The organism is Raineya sp. (genome assembly GCF_053497555.1).
The window spans coordinates 1-20,348 of sequence record NZ_JBRCWE010000060.1; the positions used below are offsets into that span (position 1 = coordinate 1).

At 38.5% G+C, this 20,348-nt stretch carries 18 protein-coding genes and 1 tRNA gene; 9 read left to right on the top strand and 10 right to left on the bottom strand.

Features of this window, described 5'->3' with window-relative positions; genetic code table 11:
• The 4 genes from ACWITO_RS07365 to ACWITO_RS07380 form a co-directional block, all read right to left on the bottom strand.
• A partial coding sequence (locus ACWITO_RS07365; protein WP_448529351.1) for a hypothetical protein occupies positions 1-260 on the bottom strand: 260 nt, incomplete at its 3' end.
• 143 nt (positions 261-403) lie between these two features.
• Positions 404-1,570, bottom strand: a complete 1,167-nt coding sequence (locus ACWITO_RS07370) for a DNA polymerase III subunit gamma/tau (RefSeq protein WP_448529352.1) — start codon at positions 1,568-1,570, stop codon at positions 404-406.
• Between the two features lie 85 nt (positions 1,571-1,655).
• The gene (locus tag ACWITO_RS07375) at positions 1,656-2,042 is read right to left on the bottom strand and encodes a response regulator (protein ID WP_448529353.1); all 387 of its coding nucleotides are present in this window, start codon (positions 2,040-2,042) and stop codon (positions 1,656-1,658) included.
• A gap of 9 nt (positions 2,043-2,051) precedes the next feature.
• Positions 2,052-2,765, bottom strand: coding sequence for a superoxide dismutase (locus tag ACWITO_RS07380; RefSeq protein ID WP_448529354.1), 714 nt, complete (start codon positions 2,763-2,765; stop codon positions 2,052-2,054).
• Positions 2,766-2,992: 227 nt separating this feature from the next.
• Between ACWITO_RS07380 and ACWITO_RS07385 the strand changes: the two genes are divergently transcribed.
• A complete protein-coding gene (locus tag ACWITO_RS07385; protein WP_101357766.1) occupies positions 2,993-3,517 on the top strand; it encodes an HNH endonuclease in 525 nt (174 codons plus the stop codon).
• Between the two features lie 228 nt (positions 3,518-3,745).
• On the opposite strand, the gene ACWITO_RS07390 is transcribed toward ACWITO_RS07385, so the two are convergent.
• Positions 3,746-4,570: a sterol desaturase family protein gene (locus ACWITO_RS07390; protein WP_448529440.1), complete on the bottom strand. Its 825-nt coding sequence runs from the start codon at positions 4,568-4,570 to the stop codon at positions 3,746-3,748.
• Between the two features lie 220 nt (positions 4,571-4,790).
• On the opposite strand from ACWITO_RS07390, the gene dtd reads away from it, so the two are divergent.
• The 6 genes from dtd (at position 4,791) to ACWITO_RS07420 (ending at position 9,299) form a co-directional block, all read left to right on the top strand.
• Complete coding sequence (gene dtd / locus ACWITO_RS07395; RefSeq protein ID WP_448529355.1) at positions 4,791-5,243, top strand: D-aminoacyl-tRNA deacylase; 453 nt, start codon at positions 4,791-4,793, stop codon at positions 5,241-5,243.
• A 311-nt stretch (positions 5,244-5,554) separates the two neighbouring features.
• Positions 5,555-5,965 (top strand): 30S ribosomal protein S12, encoded by a 411-nt coding sequence (rpsL, locus tag ACWITO_RS07400; RefSeq protein WP_448529356.1) that lies wholly within the window; start codon positions 5,555-5,557, stop codon positions 5,963-5,965.
• A 118-nt stretch (positions 5,966-6,083) separates the two neighbouring features.
• The gene (rpsG, locus tag ACWITO_RS07405; protein ID WP_101359883.1) at positions 6,084-6,551 is read left to right on the top strand and encodes a 30S ribosomal protein S7; all 468 of its coding nucleotides are present in this window, start codon (positions 6,084-6,086) and stop codon (positions 6,549-6,551) included.
• Between the two features lie 36 nt (positions 6,552-6,587).
• Entirely contained in the window at positions 6,588-8,714 is a 2,127-nt protein-coding gene (fusA, locus tag ACWITO_RS07410) for an elongation factor G (protein WP_448529357.1), read from the top strand.
• 158 nt (positions 8,715-8,872) lie between these two features.
• Positions 8,873-9,178: a 30S ribosomal protein S10 gene (rpsJ, locus tag ACWITO_RS07415; RefSeq protein WP_101359881.1), complete on the top strand. Its 306-nt coding sequence runs from the start codon at positions 8,873-8,875 to the stop codon at positions 9,176-9,178.
• A 47-nt stretch (positions 9,179-9,225) separates the two neighbouring features.
• Positions 9,226-9,299, top strand: a tRNA-Arg gene (locus tag ACWITO_RS07420).
• 134 nt (positions 9,300-9,433) lie between these two features.
• Here the strand turns inward: ACWITO_RS07420 and sucD are convergent.
• The 5 genes from sucD to ACWITO_RS07445 form a co-directional block, all read right to left on the bottom strand.
• Positions 9,434-10,321: a succinate--CoA ligase subunit alpha gene (gene sucD / locus ACWITO_RS07425; protein ID WP_448529358.1), complete on the bottom strand. Its 888-nt coding sequence runs from the start codon at positions 10,319-10,321 to the stop codon at positions 9,434-9,436.
• Positions 10,322-10,440: 119 nt separating this feature from the next.
• Positions 10,441-11,061, bottom strand: coding sequence for an HmuY family protein (locus ACWITO_RS07430; RefSeq protein ID WP_448529359.1), 621 nt, complete (start codon positions 11,059-11,061; stop codon positions 10,441-10,443).
• A gap of 18 nt (positions 11,062-11,079) precedes the next feature.
• The gene (locus ACWITO_RS07435; protein WP_448529360.1) at positions 11,080-11,535 is read right to left on the bottom strand and encodes a DoxX protein; all 456 of its coding nucleotides are present in this window, start codon (positions 11,533-11,535) and stop codon (positions 11,080-11,082) included.
• A gap of 24 nt (positions 11,536-11,559) precedes the next feature.
• On the bottom strand, positions 11,560-13,617 hold the full coding sequence (locus tag ACWITO_RS07440; protein WP_448529361.1) for a TonB-dependent receptor plug domain-containing protein: 2,058 nt from the start codon (positions 13,615-13,617) through the stop codon (positions 11,560-11,562).
• Positions 13,618-13,648: 31 nt separating this feature from the next.
• Complete coding sequence (locus ACWITO_RS07445) at positions 13,649-14,545, bottom strand: DUF6607 family protein (protein ID WP_448529362.1); 897 nt, start codon at positions 14,543-14,545, stop codon at positions 13,649-13,651.
• 254 nt (positions 14,546-14,799) lie between these two features.
• Between ACWITO_RS07445 and ACWITO_RS07450 the strand changes: the two genes are divergently transcribed.
• Together ACWITO_RS07450 and ACWITO_RS07455 are read left to right on the top strand one after the other, a co-directional pair.
• Positions 14,800-19,131: a T9SS type A sorting domain-containing protein gene (locus ACWITO_RS07450; protein ID WP_448529363.1), complete on the top strand. Its 4,332-nt coding sequence runs from the start codon at positions 14,800-14,802 to the stop codon at positions 19,129-19,131.
• Positions 19,132-19,316: 185 nt separating this feature from the next.
• Positions 19,317-20,042, top strand: a complete 726-nt coding sequence (locus ACWITO_RS07455) for a glycosyltransferase family 2 protein (RefSeq protein ID WP_448529364.1) — start codon at positions 19,317-19,319, stop codon at positions 20,040-20,042.
• Positions 20,043-20,348: the final 306 nt, after the last annotated feature.

Here is a 20,348-nt window from a genome sequence, read left to right on the forward strand (position 1 = left end):
ACACTCGCCTGAATATCAAAGCGGGTAGCGTTTTGCAAAAATTCTTGCAATAATTTTATCCAAAACTCCTTTTTTTCTCTTACAATACCAACTTGTAGGCTATTTTCTAAAACTAAATGCACAATATCGTTTTCCCAAGTAAAAGGTCTGTCCAGAATTATTCTATCAGTAGAATCAAATTCATTATCATTTTGTTTGGCTCTCTGCACAAGTTTTTGCCAAGCCTCTTGCATTTCGGAAAGGCTAATCGGTTTTTTCAAAAAAGCCTCAATACTTTCGGCAATGCTTGTGGCTTTTTGTTGAGTAGCAGTATTTTTATGGCTAATCTGACTTTGAAGCGTTTCAATAGTAGGGAGCGGAAGCGTACTTTTGAACTCTTGCGGTTTAGTTTGGGCAGAGGGCGTTATGGGGTAGGTACTTTTTTTTTATCATCTACAAAAGTTTTATTTTGAGCTATTTGAGAAAGCTCAATGGCTTTTTGCAGATGGGCAATTTTCATCAAAGCAATTTCTACCAAAAGTTTAGGGTTTTTGCTATTTTTGTATTGAATATCTACTTGTTGGAGAATATTCATCGCCGAAATTAGCCAAGAAAGGGGAGTGTTTTTTGCCTGTTCGGCATAGCGTTTTTTGATTTCATCAGCAGTTTGCAGAAGGACAATAGTTTGGGTATCTTTACTTACGAGCAGGTTTCTCCAATGTTCTGCGAGTCCTATCACGAAAAGATGCCCGTCGAAACCTTTTTTTAGAATTTCATCAAAAATAAGCAAAGTTTGTGAAAGGTCATTTTGCCAAAGGCAATCTGTAATGCGGAAATAATAGTCGTAGTCAAGAATATGAAGGTTTTCAATAGTTTTTTGGTAGGTAATGGTGTTATCGGCAGAAAAAGTTACAATTAAATCAAACATAGAAAGAGCATCGCGTAAGCCTCCATCAGCTTTTTGGGCAATCAGATGCAGTGCTTGCGGTTCAGCTTTGATCCCCTCTTTTTCTGCAATAGAAGCCAAATGATTGGCAATGTCAGAAATTTGAATACGATTGAAATCATAAATCTGACAGCGAGAAAGAATAGTAGGGATAATTTTATGTTTTTCGGTAGTAGCCAAAATAAAAATAGCATAGCGAGGAGGTTCTTCCAAAGTTTTCAGAAAAGCATTGAAAGCCGCATTGCTAAGCATATGCACCTCATCTATGATATAAATTTTATATTTGCCATTCTGGGGCGGATAGCGAACTTGCTCCACTAAATTTCTAATATCTTCCACAGAGTTGTTGGAAGCCGCATCTAATTCGTGAATATTGAAAGAGGCATTGTTCTGGAATGCAACACAAGATTCGCACTCGCCACAGGCTTCTCCTTCGGAGGTAATATGGTGGCAATTGATAGTTTTAGCTAAAATTCTTGCACAAGTAGTTTTTCCTACGCCTCTGGGTCCGCAAAATAAGAAAGCTTGTGCTAAATGGTCGTTGAGAATTGCATTTTTGAGCGTAGTAGTAATATGGCTTTGCCCTACCACACTGGCAAATGTTGCAGGACGATACTTACGAGCCGAAACGATAAAATTTTCCATTTTCTATATGCTACGCAGTTTGAGGGTGCAAAGATTTTTTGTAAAGAAATTTGCCTCAAACTTACGAAAATTTTTATATTTTAAGTCAAGAAGTCATCTCTATTGCTTTTACAAGCTTATCTTTGGAAAAAGGCTTTACAATATAATCTAACACTTGTACGTATTTCTTGGCTTTGTCAAAATCACTTTGGTTGATAGAGGAAGAAAGCATAAAAATTTGAGCATTATTTCCTCCATTCAGTTTGAGGTAATTATCCAGAAACTCCCAGCCGTCCATTTCGGGCATATTGATATCCAGAAAAATAATATCGGGCTTGGGGTTAAGATTATTTTTCAGATAACTTAATGCGTCTTCGGCACGCAAAAACGAAATTACTTGATTTTGTTCGTGTAATTTTTTTATTACCGACTCACACACCATATTATTGATGCGGTCGTCATCAATAACAAGGTAAAACTTAGGTTTTATCATACATTATACTTATTTTGCTTGCAAGGCTAATTCATAGTTCTTGCCGACTTCGTCCCAATTTATTACATTCCAGAAGGCTTGAATGTAATCTGCTCGGCGGTTTTGATATTTTAAGTAATAGGCGTGTTCCCAGACGTCAAGACCGAAAATAGTTTTAGCGATAGGTGATTTATAGAGTTTTTGCATTAGCAAGTTATCCTGATTTGGTGTATTTTCCAAGAAAAGACCTCGTTTTTTTTCGTAAGCCAGCCAAGTCCAGCCTGAACCAAAAAGCGATTTAGCTTTTTCGCTGAAAGCCTCTCTGAACTTTTCAAAACTACCAAATTGTGTATTGATAGCTTCAGCGAGTTTGCCCGTAGGTTGAGGAGAGTTTTGCTTGGGTGTAAGAATTTTCCAAAAAAGTGAATGATTGTAATGCCCGCCAGCGTTGTTGCGAATTTTAGTGTCTTTATCTGTAAGATTTGCTAAAATTTCTTCCAAGCTCATTTTTTCAAATTTCGTACCTGCAATAGCCTCATTGAGGTTTTTTACATACGTAGCGTGGTGCTTGGTATGGTGAATTTGCATAGTTTGGGTATCAAAATGTGGCTCTAATGCCTCATAAGGGTAAGGTAAAGCAGGCAACTCAAACCCTTGTACGTTATTAGCCCAAAGCCATTCGGGTTTGAGAAGGGTTGCACTTGCCAAAAGAAAGGTGTTTTGTAAAAAGGCTCGTCTTTGCATAAAGATATGCTTTTATATTCAACAAAATTAAGAGAATTTTAGGGTACTTACAAATTTTTCTTTTGAAAGCCTGCTAAAAGTTCCCCAAAAAAGATGTAATAAATGAAAGTAAAATGAACTGAATAAAAAAATTTTATTAAATTTGATTTCGGCAAAATTTTTGTAGTGATTTTGAGCGATTTATCCAAATAAAATTGCTATATTTGCATTTGAAAATCTAACCGTCTATGGGTAAGGTACTCATACTCAATCAAGATTATTCTGCCCTTACGATTTGTAGCGTGCAGAAAGCCTTTATCCTTGTGTATTTGAACAAGGCTGACATTGTATCGGTTTCTTCCGAGGGAGAAATCCGAACCGTAACGCGTACCTTTCCACGTCCTTCTGTAATACGCTTGCACAAGTACGTGAGTTTGCCTTACAAGGGTGTAATTTTGAGCCGTCAGAATATTTTTCGTCGCGATGGGCACGAGTGCCAGTATTGTGGTGCAACAGCCGATTTAACATTAGACCACGTGCTTCCACGCTCAAGAGGAGGGAAATCTTCTTGGACAAATCTTGTTACAGCTTGCAAAACTTGTAATTCTAAAAAAGGCGACCTTACCCCCGAAGAAGCAGGAATGCCTTTGAAACGAAAGCCTATCAAACCTTCGTTCATAATGTTTTTGCGTGATTTTTCGGGCAAAATTGAAAAAGAATGGGAAATGTTTTTAGGTAAAAAAAATAAAGATGAAACCGTATGGAATGAGTGAGGCAAAAGCCTCACTTTTTTTGTATTGGGGAGAGGCGTTGAAAGCTGTTTCTTTGTGAAAATTTTTGACTATTTTGCTCAAAAGCATAGATGATTTGAAGTTATACTTAAACCTGATAGGTTTCCCAAACCTGTCAGGTTTTTAGTAGTTTGATTTTCAAGATTCTATTTCCCCAAAAATTACACGATTAGCTCTAAAAAAATCATAAAGTTTTTACGCTCAGTTGTTTTATTGTGTAGGAGGTCGGTAAGGCTGAAAAGGCATTTTCAAAAGTCCTTTCAAAGTGGCATTTTCTTTGGCTTCGGGGTGGGTATCTAACCCATAACGCAACTTTTCGGGTTTTTCAAAAGTATATGTTCCGAAAATCCTGTCCCAAATGGCAAAAATATTTCCGTAGTTGGTATCGGTGAGTGGGCGAGTGGTATGATGATGAATTTTGTGCATATTGGGTGAAACAATCACCCAACTTAATATTTTGTCCAGCTTTTCGGGCAAACGAATATTGGCGTGATTGAATTGAGAAAAAAACACCGAAAGGCTCTGATAAAGCATAACAAGCCACATTGGTGCACCCAAAAGTGCTACGCCCAAAGTGGTAAAAACAGCCCGAAACACACTTTCGCCAGGGTGATGGCGATTGGCAGTAGTAGCATCTACATTGGTATCGGTATGATGAACCAAATGAAATTGCCACATCCATTTTACCTGATGTTCAAGCCAATGGATAAAATACGCTCCTATCAAATCCAAGCCCAAAAGTCCGACTATTGCAAATGCCCATAGGGGAAGTTTTATCCACTGCAAAACACCAAATTTTTCGCTGACAGCCCAATCGCTGGTTTTGAGTATGAGCCAAGCAAAAGCAAAATTGATAACTACCGTAGTGAGCGTAAAAAACAAGTTGATACCTGCGTGTTTCCACTTGGCATAATTTGTTCTGAAAAGTGGAATAAGGCTTTCCAAAGACCAAAACAATGCCAACCCTCCTACCAAAATCGCAGACCTGTGCGTACTTGGTATCTCGCTGAAATAATTTGCAATTTGTTCAAACATAAGCAATAAGCATACAAAGATTCCATAAAAAATAAGGCTATTTACCAAATAATATTCTGCAATATACAAACTTTGCAAAATAAAAAAGGTTTCTCAAACAGACTTTTTTTGCACTTTGCTGAATAATCTCTAATATTGCTTTCTAATTTTTGAAAAAACTTTTATTCCTGCACTTTTGAAAAGCATTTTAACCCCACAAATCTGTAAATTTTAGTAAAAAATGATAGCAGTAATTCAAAGAGTAAAAAATGCTTCTGTAAGCATAGAAAACGAAATAAAGTCTGAAATTGGGAAGGGTTTGCTTGTTCTTTTGGGTATTGGCAACGAGGATACTCTTGATGATATTACTTGGCTTGCTAAGAAAATTGTACAAATGCGAATTTTTGCTGATGAAGAGGGGAAAATGAATCTTTCGGTGCAAGAGATAGCAGGGGATATTTTGCTGGTAAGTCAGTTTACATTGCTGGCAAGTACCAAAAAGGGTAACAGACCTTCCTTCATTGAGGCGGCTCGCCCCGAGGTAGCCATTCCTCTATATGAAAAGGCGATAGAAATATTTTCGCAAGAACTTGGCAGGGCTATTCAGACAGGAGAGTTTGGGGCAGATATGCAAGTGAGCCTTTGCAATGATGGACCCGTAACCATTGTGATAGATACCAAGAATAAAAAGTAATGGTTTGGACATTTACCCCGCCTTTCTATCGTAGCACAAGCAATGATGCCGCTCTGATTGACATCATCGCTCTCAAAAATATTTTGTGCCTTACATCAATTGCCTAAATCCTGCTTTCCTACTGAAAATAACGCCTAAACATTTACCAAATTTTTAGACAAGCTCTTTATCAGGACAGATTTTCAAAAAAATTGTGGAAGGCATTAATTGGAAGATTGCCGAAAATTATTTTTTACAAAAAATTTGGCAATAAAAAGTTTTTTCGTACCTTTGCACTTCAAAATTAAAAAAGGTCTAAAAATCTGAAGTAAATGCCTACTATACAGCAATTAGTGAGAAAAGGAAGAGAGGCGAAAAAGGCAAAGTCAAAGTCGCCTGCCCTTGATGCGTGTCCGCAGAAGCGAGGCGTATGTACCAAGGTTTATACAACTACGCCCAAAAAACCTAATTCAGCGTTGAGAAAGGTTGCCAAAGTGCGTCTTTCTAATCAGCAAGAGGTAATTGCCTACATTCCTGGCGAAGGTCATAACCTACAAGAACACTCCATCGTGCTTATTCGTGGAGGTCGTGTAAAGGATTTGCCTGGTGTTCGCTACCATATAGTTCGTGGTGCTTTGGATACGGCAGGTGTAGCCAATCGCCGCCAGAGACGTTCAAAGTATGGAGCCAAACGTCCTAAACCCGGTCAGCAGGCACAACCCGCAGGAAAAGGTAAAAAATAATTTCAAGGTTTAGAATATTTTTACAACTTCTAAACCAATTCATTAGAAAATTTAGTTTTCAGTGAAGTAAAACAGCCGATAGAGTTTCGGTTGAGTAACTTAAAAATTTGTTGGACTTATGAGAAAATCAAAACCACCTAAAAGGTACGTATTACCTGACCCCAAGTATAAAGATACTTTGGTAACCAAATTTGTAAATAATCTGATGATGGAAGGCAAGAAAAGTCTTGCTTACAGAATATTTTATGGAGCGATTGATTTGGTAAGTGAAAAAACCAAAGAAGACGGCTTGGAAGTATGGCGTAGAGCCTTGAACAACGTAATGCCTAGCGTAGAAGTAAGAAGCCGAAGAGTAGGCGGTGCTACGTTTCAAGTTCCTACCGAAGTTCGTCCTGAACGTAAGATTTCTTTGGGTATCAAGTGGCTGATTAAATATGCTCGCCTTCGCAACGATAAGACAATGGTTGAGTGTTTGGCTAACGAAATTATCGCCGCTTCCAAAGGCGAAGGTGCCGCTGTGAAAAAGAAAGATGATACTCACAGAATGGCTGAAGCAAACAAAGCGTTCTCGCATTTCAAATTCTAAAAATATTTTTATCCGTTTCGCTAACAACCTATAATTATGGCAGACTTAAAGTATCTCAGAAATATTGGTATCTCTGCTCACATTGATGCAGGAAAAACAACCACCTCTGAGCGTATCCTGTACTATACAGGTAAAACCCACAAAATTGGAGAGGTACACGAAGGTGCCGCCACAATGGACTGGATGGAGCAAGAGCAAGAACGTGGTATTACTATCACTTCTGCCGCTACTTCTACCCGCTGGAACTATCCTACCGTACAAGGTGAAATTACACCTGAATCTAAAACTTATTCAATCAACTTGATTGATACGCCCGGTCACGTAGATTTCACCGTAGAGGTTGAGCGTTCTTTGCGTGTATTGGACGGAGCTATCGCCTTGTTCTGTGCTGTGGCAGGTGTTCAGCCTCAGTCCGAAACTGTTTGGAGACAAATGGATAAGTATCGTGTTCCTCGTATCTGTTTTGTAAATAAAATGGATAGAGCGGGTGCCGATTTCTTTAAGGCTGTCAGAGAAATAAAAGAAAATTTGGGAGGAAATCCTGTTCCTCTACAAGTACCTATTGGTGCTGAAGATACTTTCAAAGGAGTAGTAGATTTGATTACCAACCAAGGCATCATCTGGAACGAACACGATGAAGGTAAAACCTATCAAATCGTTCCTGTTCCTGCGGATATTCAGGAAGATGTGAATTTCTGGCGTCAGAATCTTATTGAAGCTGTTGCTTCTTATGACGACCACTTACTTGAAAAATTTTTTGAAGACCCCAATTCTATTACACCTGCTGAAATTCGTGCCGCCATTCGTAAGGCTGTAATTGATATGTCAATGCAACCTGTAATGTGTGGTTCGGCTTTCAAAAATAAAGGTGTGCAGTCTTTACTTGATGCTGTTTGCGAATTTTTACCTTCTCCTTTGGATTTGCCTCCTGTAAAAGGCAAACACCCTGAAACTGAGCAGGAAATTGAACGCAAACCTGATGTAAAAGAGCCATTTGCGGCACTTGCTTTCAAAATCGCTACTGACCCTTACGTAGGACGTTTGTGCTTCTTCCGTGTGTATTCTGGTTCTTTGGACGCAGGTTCTTACGTACTCAATACACGTACAGGTAAAAAAGAGCGTATTTCTCGCCTTATGCAAATGCACGCCAACAAGCAAAATCCTATTGATAAAGTAGAAGCAGGCGATATTTGTGCGGGTGTTGGTTTCAAAGACATCAAAACAGGCGATACACTTTGCGACGAAAACAATCCTATCATTTTGGAAGCAATGAGCTTCCCTGAGCCTGTAATTGGTTATGCTATTGAGCCTAAAACCACTGCTGACTTAGACAAAATGAGTAACGCTCTTGCAAAGCTATTGGAAGAAGACCCTACGCTTAGTCTTTATACAGACCACGAAACAGGACAAACCGTTTTGCGTGGTATGGGAGAGTTGCACTTGGAAATTATCTTGGATAGAATGAAGCGTGAGTTCAAAGTAGAAGTAAATCAGGGTGCCCCTCAGGTAGCCTACAAAGAGGCTCTTACTTCTACCGTTGAACACAAAGAAGTCTATAAAAAGCAGACAGGTGGTCGTGGTAAATTTGCTGACATTGTATTTGAAATTGGTCCTCGTGAAGATGGCAAGCCCGGATTAGAGTTTATCAACGATATTGTAGGTGGAGTGATTCCAAGAGAATTTATTCCTTCTGTGCAGAAAGGTTTTGAGGCGGCAATGAAAAACGGACCTTTGGCAGGTTATCCTGTGGATTCTATGCGTGTTCGTTTGTTCCACGGCTCATACCACGAAGTAGACTCAGACTCCTTCTCTTTTGAAATGGCGGCTTCGCTTGGTTTCAAAGAGGCGGCTAAAAAAGCCTCACCCAAACTTTTAGAGCCTATTATGGCTGTAGAAGTTGTTACTCCAGATGAATTTACTGGACCTATTACAGGTGATTTGAACCGCAGACGTGGTGTAATGAAAGGAATGGACAGCAAAGGCGGTGCTCAAATCATCAAAGCAGATGTGCCTTTGGCAGAGCTATTTGGCTATGTAACTACGCTGCGTACCATTTCTTCGGGTCGTGCTTCTGCTACGCTTACTTTCTCTCACTACGATTTTGTACCTCAAAACATTGCAGAGAAAGTTATCGCAGAGGTAAAAGGAGCAAAAGCAAACTAATCACTCAAATTTAGGGTACAGAGTAGCTGGTAAAATACTCAACACTCTGTACCCAAGCCAATTTTCGGGAATAAATGACGCTTTCTGAAATTTGGCTACAATATAAAAAACGCGTCTTTCATTGGGTACAAACGTGTATCCGCAAATTTTCAACGACAATGACACAGAAAATTAGAATTAAACTGAAATCTTACGACCACAATTTGGTGGATATTTCAGCCGCAAAAATTGTAAAGGCTGTAAAAGACAACGGAGCAGTTGTTAGCGGTCCTATTCCTTTGCCTACGCGTAAAGAAATCTTTACCGTACTTCGTTCCCCTCACGTAAATAAAAAATCACGTGAGCAGTTCCAGCTTTGTACCTACAAACGCTTGATTGATATTTATTCGTCAAGTCCTAAAATTGTAGAAGCACTGCTCAAATTGGAACTTCCCAGTGGAGTAGATGTAAAAATTAAAGTCTAAAAAATTTGGAAGATTGCAAAAGATATTGTACTTTTGCAATCCAATTTGTTCTCGTAGCTCAACTGGATAGAGCATCTGACTACGGATCAGAAGGTTGAGGGTTCGACTCCTTCCGAGAACACAAAAAATCATAATTTATACAAAAAAGCCCTTTTGCAAGGGCTTTTTTTATTTGCTTAATGATTTCAAACAAAAATAAAGCACTCACATTGGGTTTGTAAGTGCTTTATTGGATTTATTTCTTGTAAAATTTGCTTATGAACTTTGTCCTTTACTTAAAACTCTCACCACAGTAGCACCAATATCGGCAGGTGAATGTACTACGTGGATACCACATTTACTCATAATTTCCATTTTTGCTTGAGCAGTATCATCTTTTCCGCCAATAATAGCCCCTGCGTGTCCCATACGTCTGCCTTTGGGGGCAGTTTGCCCAGCGATAAAGCCAATAACAGGCTTTTTATTGCCCGTAGATTTGATATATTCGGCGGCAACCGTTTCATAGTTTCCACCAATTTCACCAATCATTACAATGGCATCAGTTCCTTCGTCTTCCATTAACAATTCAACAGCTTCTTTGGTAGGTGTGCCAATAATGGGGTCTCCGCCGATACCAATAGCAGTAGAAATACCCAATCCCGCCTTTACAATTTGGTCAGAAGCCTCATAAGTAAGCGTTCCTGATTTTGAAACAATACCCACACGTCCGGGTTTAAATACGAAACCGGGCATAATACCTACTTTGGCTTCTCCGGGAGTAATGACACCAGGGCAGTTCGGACCAATCAGACGAGATTTTTTGCCTTTCAAGTATTCTTTCGCATACATCATATCCTTCACAGGAATACCTTCTGTAATACAAATGATTACCTCTATACCTGCATCAGCCGATTCCATAATGGCATCAGCGGCAAAAGCAGGAGGTACGAAAATAATAGAAACATTTGCTTGTACATCTCTTACAGCATCATACACGGTATTGAATACAGGGCGTTCTAAATGCTTCTGACCGCCTTTGCCCGGAGTTACACCACCCACAACATTAGTTCCGTATTCAATCATTTGCTGAGCGTGGAAAGTTCCTTCCGAACCTGTAAAACCTTGGACAATTACACGAGAGTTTTTATTTACCAAAACAGCCATAACAAGTGAAGTTTTTTGTTTTGGCAAATTACGAAAAAATTGTATTTCAATAAAATTTTAAGAGAAATGTTTTGAAAAATACTTGCAGAGGATATCCTCTGCAAGTATTTGCAAATAGCCTAAAAATTTGTCCCATTAGGTTGATATACGTAGCGAAAAGTGTAATAACGAGGAAGGTCTGAACTAGCATTAGGATTAGCAGGAGCATCTTTGTAATAGCTTAAAATCTCAAATTTTGCATATTTGCCGTTAGTGGTTTTTACTACAAAAACCCTTCCTGCAATAGGGGTTATTAAAAAAGTTTGAGAGTTGTAACTATACCACCCATTTCCACTGCCTGTGGGGATAGCATAAAAATTTTGTCCGTCTTGACGAAAACTAGAAGCACTTGGAACTTGATTGATTTCCTCAAAAGTTCCAATTTGCATACTTACTGCGGCTTGCCCTGTACGTTCGGTTTCTTCATTTAAACCAATTTTTGAACCTCCGTTCACAATAATAGTGAGTCCGCGAAAAGCTATGTCCCAGGTATCGTCAGTAACTATTTCCCCCTTTGCAAAACTAAATTTTGTAAAAGTTCCTCCTATGGGTTGCCCCGAACTTCCACCTCCCGTTTGTGGAGCATATAAGTTTTTGTAAGTTTTTACTTCCAGAGGTTCAGGAGTAGGCTCTTTCTTCTTACAAGATACTGCAGAGAGTAAAGTAGAAAAGATAAGCGTAAGAATTGAAAATCGGTTCATAACATTTTAATTTTTGGGTTAAAGAATTGATTTATTGAATAAAAGATGTTTCCATTTATGGTATTCAATACCTATAAGCCACAGGTTAAATAAAAACATTAAGCCTGTTTCAATGAGCTCACCAACCTCGTGAGGTTCAAGAAAAAGATGAAATAAGAAGATTTGGATAGTCATTGGGAAAGCAACTACTGCACCTATTAAGCGAAAAACTTGACTAAATAAAAGCAAACTCGCTAAAATTTCACTTATACCTAAAAATTGCCAAAAGTACCCTGTTTGTTTCATACCGAAAATGTAGTTTTTTATTTTAAGGGTGCTTTCATCAATTTTATCATACTCACCTTTTTTGAAGGCTTCTATTTGAGCATTAGGTGTAGGTAGAGGTTTGCTAAACTTACGAGTGCCACCCCAAAAGAGTGTCCAACCTAAAAAAAGGCTAATAGCAATGTTAAAAATAGAAAAAAACTTTCTCATACTTGTACTTTTATTTTTTATGGTTTAGAAATGAAACTGCATTTTTGCAAAAAACTGTCTGCCTGCAATGTTGGTAATATTCTCGGCATCAGTGAAATTAAACAAATTATTTGCTCCTGCTTGAAATGATAATTTATTCATAAAATATTTACTAATGGATAAATTTACCCAAAAATATCCTTTTACAAAGTTGTCATAGTTATCCAAAATACCATTGGCATTACTATCCAAAATACCAAATTTGCTTCTGTAAAAAAGTCTTGCTAAAATATTAGTTTGCCATTGAGGAATTTGGTAATTGATTTTGAAATTAAGTAAATGCTTAGACCGATTGAAAAGTCCAAAATAATCTGATGGTTGTAATTTGAATGATGCTAGTGTTTCAGGGTTGCGAGCAAATACTTGTCCGTTACGAATCTTTTCAACTATTCCCCAATCTTTGGCGGTAAGATATTGATAACCTAATGAAATATTGAGGTTCTCATAAGGACGATACGAAAGGTTTAACTCAAATCCTGATGTAAAAATGCGATTGATGTTAAAATAAGAAAAAACATTTTGTCCGTTTGTTAGTTGAGCTACTACTCGGGTATCAATAAGATTGCGAATTTGGTTGTAGAAGAAGTTTAAATCAATATGCCAAGTTTTTTGCTCAAAATATGTTCCTAAATTATAGTTTAAGGAACTTTCAGGTTTTAAGGGTTCAGAAAAATTTGCATCTCGCATAAATAATATCTGCCCTTGTTTTTGCAAAGTCTGGATTTTACTTTCAGCAACATTATATCCAAAAACAGCGTAGCCTACTGCACTATTGAGAAAATCAAAGTAAAGCTGGCGTAAATCGGGGGCTTTGTAGCCGTAACCCAAAGAAGTTTTTACGAACCAGTCTTTTAACAAACGATAGTTGAGTGCTAATTTAGGACTAAACTGTGATTGGTATTGTTGTTGGGCGTCGTAACGAAAACCTATTAGGAAATTCCATTTGTCTTTCAAAAACCACTCATATTGAGCAAAAACATAATAAGCTTTCAAAGTAGCGGTTTGTGAAAAATAAGTGCGTTTAAGGTTTTCGTGAGTTAGACCAATACCTGATGTAAGTGTATTTCCACTAAAATGCCAATAAGAACGAATTTCAGGTCGCCAAAACCATTGATTGTAAAAATTCTGTTCAAAGAGATGATTCTGAGAATTATTCAAGTATTCATCAAAACGAAAGTTTGTACCATAGAAATCGTAATTAATTTTCCAATGAGATGAAACTTTTTGTTCAATGAGCCAACTAAGATTCCACTCTTTCGTGTTGCTTTCTCCCTTCATTCTTTCTTGTTGAATAATAGCTTTGTAATCTTGATTTTGTGTGTAAAATCGGTTATTGAAGATGATTTTCCACTTTTCTGTAAAATTGAGTTGCAATTTAGGTTGAAATGTGAAGTTGCGAAAAGGCTCAACGGTTTGTAAATAATCGTTATTAGAGAGGTTATAGCCTTTTGATGCAAAAAAGTTACCAAATAAATCTATACCTATTTTATTCTTTGAGAGTTGTAAATTAAAAGAAGCATCGTGAGTACCGAAGTTGGCAATTCGGTAGCTTACAGCACCATTGGTTCTGAATATACTATCGGTAGAGATTTTTTTTGTAATAATATTGATAACCCCTGCCAGTGCATCAGAGCCGTAAAGTGAAGAGGAGGCACCTTTTACAATTTCTATTCTTTCAATATTGTGTAAACTAATGCGAGCAAGGTCAAGTGTACCTGCTCTACGCCCCACAAGTGGCTGTCCGTCAATTAAAATCATTGTGTAGGCGGCGTCTAAGCCCTGCATTTGTACCCCTTCACCTCCACCAAAATCAGGAATTGTGAGAAGCCCTGTCTGCTCTTGAATAATTTCGTGTAATCTGCTCAAAGCCGTTTTCTGAATAGCTGCTGCTGTAATAATTTGCGTGGGCAAAGGTAAAGAGGCTATAACTCTTTCGGTGCGAGTAGCAGTAACTACAATCTGTTCAATTTCTTGATTTTGCTTCAAACTATCAGTTTGCTGAGCCCAAACACTTAAATTAATTTGAAAAACACAGATTAGCATTATTTTATTTTTGAAATAACACATTAGGTTTTCAATTTTTAAGTTCAAAGAATTGCTCAATTAAACGATTGATTTCTTCTTGGGAAGCGGTATTTTTCAAAGCAAAGATGTGCATAAAAAGAGGTTTGTCTTCAAGACGCTTTTTGAGTTTGACATATTGGTTTTTAGCAAGTTCGCTATCCCATTTTTTACGTACTTTTGTCCAAAACTCACTATTCTCTCTCCACCATTTTTGAGCGGCGGCACAGCGGCTATCATCTACTTTTTTGTAGGGTATGAGCCCCTTTTCTTTGGCAAGCAGTTTCTCTTCCCCTTTCTCATTGATAATAACTTTATCGTTATCTTGCTCAAAAATCCATCCATAGGGAGTGATTTCGTGGCGATTACGGCGAATAAGCAAATTGTAATCATTTCTTTTAGTAAATTCTCTACGAGGTAGTGGAGAATAAGCAGTAGCCTCCCAGTAATGCTTGCCATCTTTGTGAATCCAAGAACCAGAACCTTCGTAGCGAGGCGAGTCATCTACTTGATATACTTTTTGCGTCCATTGTCCTTTAACTTTGTCTTTGGGTAAAACTATTTTTTTCCAATCTTCAAAACCATTGAATTGCATAATATGCGTATTTTCATAAAGCCAGTCTTGCCGCCAGTGCTTCAAAGCCCCTGTATCGTTGATTACAAGAATGTGCTGTAAAACAATTTTTCTGGGACTTTCCTCTACAAGTTCTACCCATTCAAGAGCTTTTTCGTGATAAACTTCTGAGGGTTTGTACTTTGCTACATCTTTGGGATAAGCAAATGTTTCTGCAAAATTGAATTCTATTTCATAACAGCCACACATTTGCTTGATGGCTTTTCTATCATCTTTGGGCTGAGCAATAAGGCATTGCCCCACTAACAAAATTGAAAAGAGCAGTTGAGTTCGCATATGTCTTTTAATTTTATTTAGACTAATTACAAATTTTGATACAAAGAAAATCATTATTTAGAAATAGTCCAAATAAAATTTGATTTTTTTTCAAAACCCCCTTTTTGGGGGGTAAAAAAATATCTAACACAAAGTATTTTTGGAAAAAATATGTTTCCAAAATTTTTGGAATAGAATTTGATTACCTTTTATGAGAAAATTGTATAAATAATCATAAAAATATATTTTAATATTTTGCAAAAATCACTACATCTATGAAAAAGTTACTACCAGCTATTTTCGCTATTTGGGCTCAGGTATCTTTTGCCCAGAGCATTACGGTAGGTACGGTTAGCCCGCTTACGCTCTGTGCAGGCGACCCTATTGCAGTACCTTACACACGAACAGGCACATTCAATCCTGCTAATGTATTTACAGCCCAACTTTCTGATGCTTCGGGCAGTTTTGCGAGTCCTGTGAATATAGGAACTCTTATTGGTACAGGCAATGGAACTATTGCCGCAACTATTCCCATAACTACTCCCAATGGTACTAACTACCGCATACGTGTTGTAAGTTCAGACCCTGCGGTAGTAAGTTCTAATGTTAGTGCCGCTATCACCGTAACTACTACTACAGGTAGTCCTTCTGTTTTTGGTAGTGGCGAATGGATTGCTTATGTTTTTGAAGGTAATATATTCGGCACTGCTACTTACAAAGGTTTTTATACACAAACAAGCCTCAATTTCAATTCAACTTCTCGTTGGGGGGCGACAAGCACTCCTTCTAACGCCAATGGTACAGGCGGTAATCCTTATACAGGTTGTGTCGTTGGAGTAGATAACCATTCGGTTAGCTATAAAAGAACTAACTTTACTTGTGGATATTACCAAGTAGATATTACTCATTCAGATTATTATGAAATGGTTGTTGATGGAGTAGTGGTAGCAAGCAATACAGGCGGTACTACTCGTACCAATCGTTGGCGTGGAATTTTGGGAGCTGGCTCGCAAGTAGAATTTAGATGGTATGATAACACAAGCCCCAATGTGAATAGCAACCTTGCAGTTACTTTTACAACGCTTTCAGCAGATGCAATGATAGTAACACCTGTACCGCCTATTTGTGCAAGTTCTTCTGCTACTATCAATTTGGTAAATTCAGCTTCTAATCAGACCGTAGACTTTCGCATTCCTGCACAAGCAAGCAATTATACTTTTACTTGGTCTGGACCTGCGGGTTTTACCACCGACCCAACAGGTACAACCCTAACCACCGCACCCGGAGCCGTAGGAACTTACACCGTTACAGCTACGCATAGCTCGGGTTGCGTAATTACAGGTAGTGTAACTGTAAGCTTAGCTCCACCGCCTTCGGTTACTATAGCACCTACCAATCCCACGATTTGTGCAGGAGAAAGTATAACCCTTACGGCTTCGGGAGCAGTAAGCTATCTTTGGTCTACGAGTGCTACTACACCCGCAATCACCGTTTTTCCTGTTACTACTACTACTTACACCGTTACAGGAACAGATGGCTGTACAAGTAGCAATGCCAGCGTAACCGTGAATGTTTTACCCAACCCCACCGACCCCGGCACCTTTGGCAATGGACATTGGTTTGTAGCTTGCTATCAGGGTAATAATTTTCAGAGATATTTTGGTTATTATACAGAAAACAATTTAAGTTTTAGTACAACCACTCGTTGGGCTCAGAATTCAACGCCCTCTAGTGCCAATGCGGCAACAGGACTTCCTTATACAAGTCCATTAAGTTGTGATATAAACGTAGATAATCACTCTTACACCTACCGCCGAACTAACTTTGCTTGTGGCTACTATCGTATCAGAGTTTTACAAAATGACGATTACGCTTACCTGTATATCAATGGTAATTTAGTTTGGCAAAGACTGACTGCCAGCAATACCAATGTAACTGCTTGGGAGGGATTTTTAGGGGCGACTTCTACGGTAGAAATTAGAGCAAGGGAATTTAGTGGCAATTCAAGGCTTATTATAGATGTAACAGAAATTTCGGCTACGCTTGCTCCCATTACTTCGCCTTCGGCAGTTACGATTTGTCAAGGTTCATCAACCAATATAACTACTAACGGACAACCTGTTCAGGTATTTTACAATACAGATGGTTCTTTTAATTCTTTTGGAACAAACTCCAATATCACTTGGACGCAAGTTACAGGCAATCCCGGCGATTTCACAATAACCCCAAGTGGTACAGATGCTACCGTTACGGCAAATGTAACTCCCACGCCCAATCCTGCTATGATACGAGCCACTTTTACAGACCCTTTCTCAGGGTGTAGTATCAGTAGAGATGTTGCTATCACGGTGAATCCTTTGCCTTCTACATCGGTTTCTGCCACGAATCTTACTATATGTTTAGGAGAAAGCACTACGCTTACGGCTTCGGGGGCAAATACTTACACGTGGTCGCCAGCGGCAGGTTTAAGCAGTACCACAGGACATATTGTTACAGCATCGCCTATGGTTACTACTACTTACACCGTTTCAGGTAGTAATAATTGTGCAACTATTGATGCCACCATTACTATCACGGTTATCAATCCGGGGCTTACAGGTTCGGAGTTTGGTATAGATGAATGGATTGCTCATTGCTATAATGGAGCAATTATTACTAACCCTGGCGGTGTAGCATATAGGGGCTACTATACAGAAAAAAGTATCAGTTTCAATTCACAAACTCGTTGGGCACAAAACCAAAACCCTACACTTGCAGTAGGCTTGCCCGATGGCTCTTTGGGCTACAATGGTTGTTCTGTAACCAACGACAATCATTCTGTGGTTTGGAAACGTACCAATTTCCCTTGCGGATTTTATACTATCAGTGTGGGCAGGGACGATAGATATGAGCTATTGGTAAATGGAAATTTAGTAGCCAGTAGTACCATTGCGGGCTTTTCACCTATTGTATGGTCGGGTTTGCTTACTACTACATCTACCGTGGAGTTTAGGGTGCAAGAAGGAACAGGCAATTCTTATGGACAATTGAGCATTGGCTTTGCCTTGGGCTCTGCTACCACAACTATCTGGACAGGTGCTGTGAATAACGATTGGTTCAATCCTTTGAATTGGTGTCCCGTTGTGCCTACGCAAAATATTGATGCTATTATTCCCGGAGGGGCTATCACAAATTTCCCTATCATCAATGCCACAGGGGCAGAAACTCGGAATCTACTCATTGCCACAGGAGCAACTTTGACCATCAACAGCGGTTTTGCCTTAAATATTCACGGCGATTATCAACAAGACGGTAACTTGGTAGCTAATACGAATACCATTGTTCGTATGCTTCATAATAGTACGCCTGCTTCAGCTACTATGCAGGTTGCAGGGACGGGGGCTTTCTTTAATTTAGAAATCAATAAATTGGCTCATCAGGTAACTTTGCTTTCTGGCGTGCAAGTGAATAATCAGCTCACTTTGGAGAATGGGGAACTCAATCTCAACAATAACACCATTTCTATCCAAAATCCTGCTCTTACTGCTATTGTAAGAAATAACAACGCTTATATTCGCAGTGAAACCAATGCCGCAACCAATAATAGTCGTATCTGTTGGAATACAGGTACTAATACAGGTGCATACGTGTTTCCTTTTGGGGTTTCGGTTTCAGAGTATATCCCTGTTACATTTAATAAACTGACTAATGTCAATACCACAATTTGTATTGCTACACGTGCTACGGGTCCCGATAACACTCCTTGGGCGGCAGGTGTAACTAATGTAACAGGTGTTTCGGGAGCAACGGCTATCAACGATGTAATTGATAGATGGTGGAACATTACTTCAAGTGTTAATCCTTTGCCTTTGCCCGGTGCCAATGTAACTTTCCGTTATAGAGGTGTAGAAAATACACTTGCTCCTTCACAAACGGATAATATCGCCGCTCAACACTGGAACGGCACTGATTGGGACGCTCCTTATGCCAACTCTTCCCCAGCTGTGGTAGCAGGCATAGGTAGTGTAACTGCGGTAGGTTTGCAGAATTTTTCTCCTTTTGTTTTGGTGCGAGAAGTTCGTCCTTTGCCTGTTCGCTTGATAGATTTCACGGCTCAAGCCCAAAACTCTTTTGTTACTTTGCGTTGGCGTATTGCTCAGAAAGTAAATAATGAAACCCATGTCATTGAACGCTCTGCTGATGGTAGAACTTTCCAAGCTATTGGTAGTATAAAACCTGAAAATGATGATAAATTTGAGTGGATTGATAAAAATCCTTTGCAAGGCATTTCTTACTATCGCCTGAAACGTACCGATACGCAAGGTGGTGTAGAATATTCACAAATTCGGGCTGTAAATCTAATAGCTTCACTTTTCGAAGGAATGTTTGTAATTCCCAATCCTAGCAACGGCGAGGCTGTTCTCATTACTCTACAAAGTATTCCTTTTGAAAATGGCAGGCTTACTATCACTGATGCCTTGGGAAGAGTAGTATTTGAAAAAACTATTCAAACAAACGAATTGGGCAGAGCTGATACACAACTGCACAACCTTTTGACCAAGGGCATATATGTTGCTCAAATTCAAACCGAAAGAAAAATCTATCAGCAGAAAGTTGTAATCAAATAAAAAGTTGAAATCGTAATGCTAAAAGCCCTTGCTTAAAAAAATTGCAAGGGCTTTATTTATTACGAAAACTATTCTAAACAGGTTGCTACTGAAAGCAAAAATTCTACTCTTTCTTGTAGCATTTATTTGTTTTTTGCTACTTTTGCAAAGTGCATATACCATTTTTGAAAATCAGCCCCAAAATTATGGCTCATCAAAAACTCTCCATCGTTATTCCTGCTTACAACGAAGCTAAAACCATAGAGTTCATTTTGGATAAAGTAAGAACGGTACATTTGATAAGCGAGCTATCTAAAGAAATTATCGTAGTAAATGACTGCTCCAAAGATAATACAGAGGAAGTTATCTTAAATTACCGAAAAAAATATCCTGAATGTAATATTCAATATTTCAAACACGAGAAAAATCAGGGGAAGGGGGCGGCTTTGCGAACAGGTATCCAAAAAGCAACAGGTGATTTTCTTATTATTCAAGATGCAGACCTTGAATACGACCCAAGAGAATATAATCTGCTTCTTCAACCTATTTTAGAGGGTTTTGCAGATGTTGTGTATGGTAGCAGATTTATGGGGGGGAATCCGCACAGAACTTTATTTTTTTGGCATTCCATAGGCAACAAATTTCTTACTTTCCTTTCTAATATGTTCACCAACCTGAACCTAACAGATATGGAAACTTGTTACAAAATGTTCAAAACGCCTATCATACAAAACATTCAACTACGAGAAAATCGCTTTGGCTTTGAGCCCGAAGTAACTGCCAAAATAGCACGTATCCCAGGCATTCGCATTTATGAAGTAGGCATTTCGTATTATGGTAGAACCTATGCCGAAGGGAAGAAAATCAATTGGAAAGATGGCTTTCGGGCAATTTATTGCATTCTGAAATATGGAATGTTGAGAATTAAGTAGTCAATAGGCTTATTCTATGAACTTTTTTATTGTTTTTTCTTTTTTATCCTTTGTTGCTCTTTTTGCGATTTTATACTCCGCTCCCCAAAGTCTGAGCAAAAGTAAAGTAAGAGAAAGTTTTTTACTTGCAACCCTAATATTTTTTTTATTTGTTGCAATAAGCACTGAAATATTAGGCTCATTTCACTTGCTTAGTGCATTTTCAGTAAGACTTTTGTGGATTATATTGTTTGTAGTTTTACTCGGAATTTGCTTTTACAAGTTAAAAAAAGCCAGTTTTTTGCTATCAAATGATAATTATGAAAG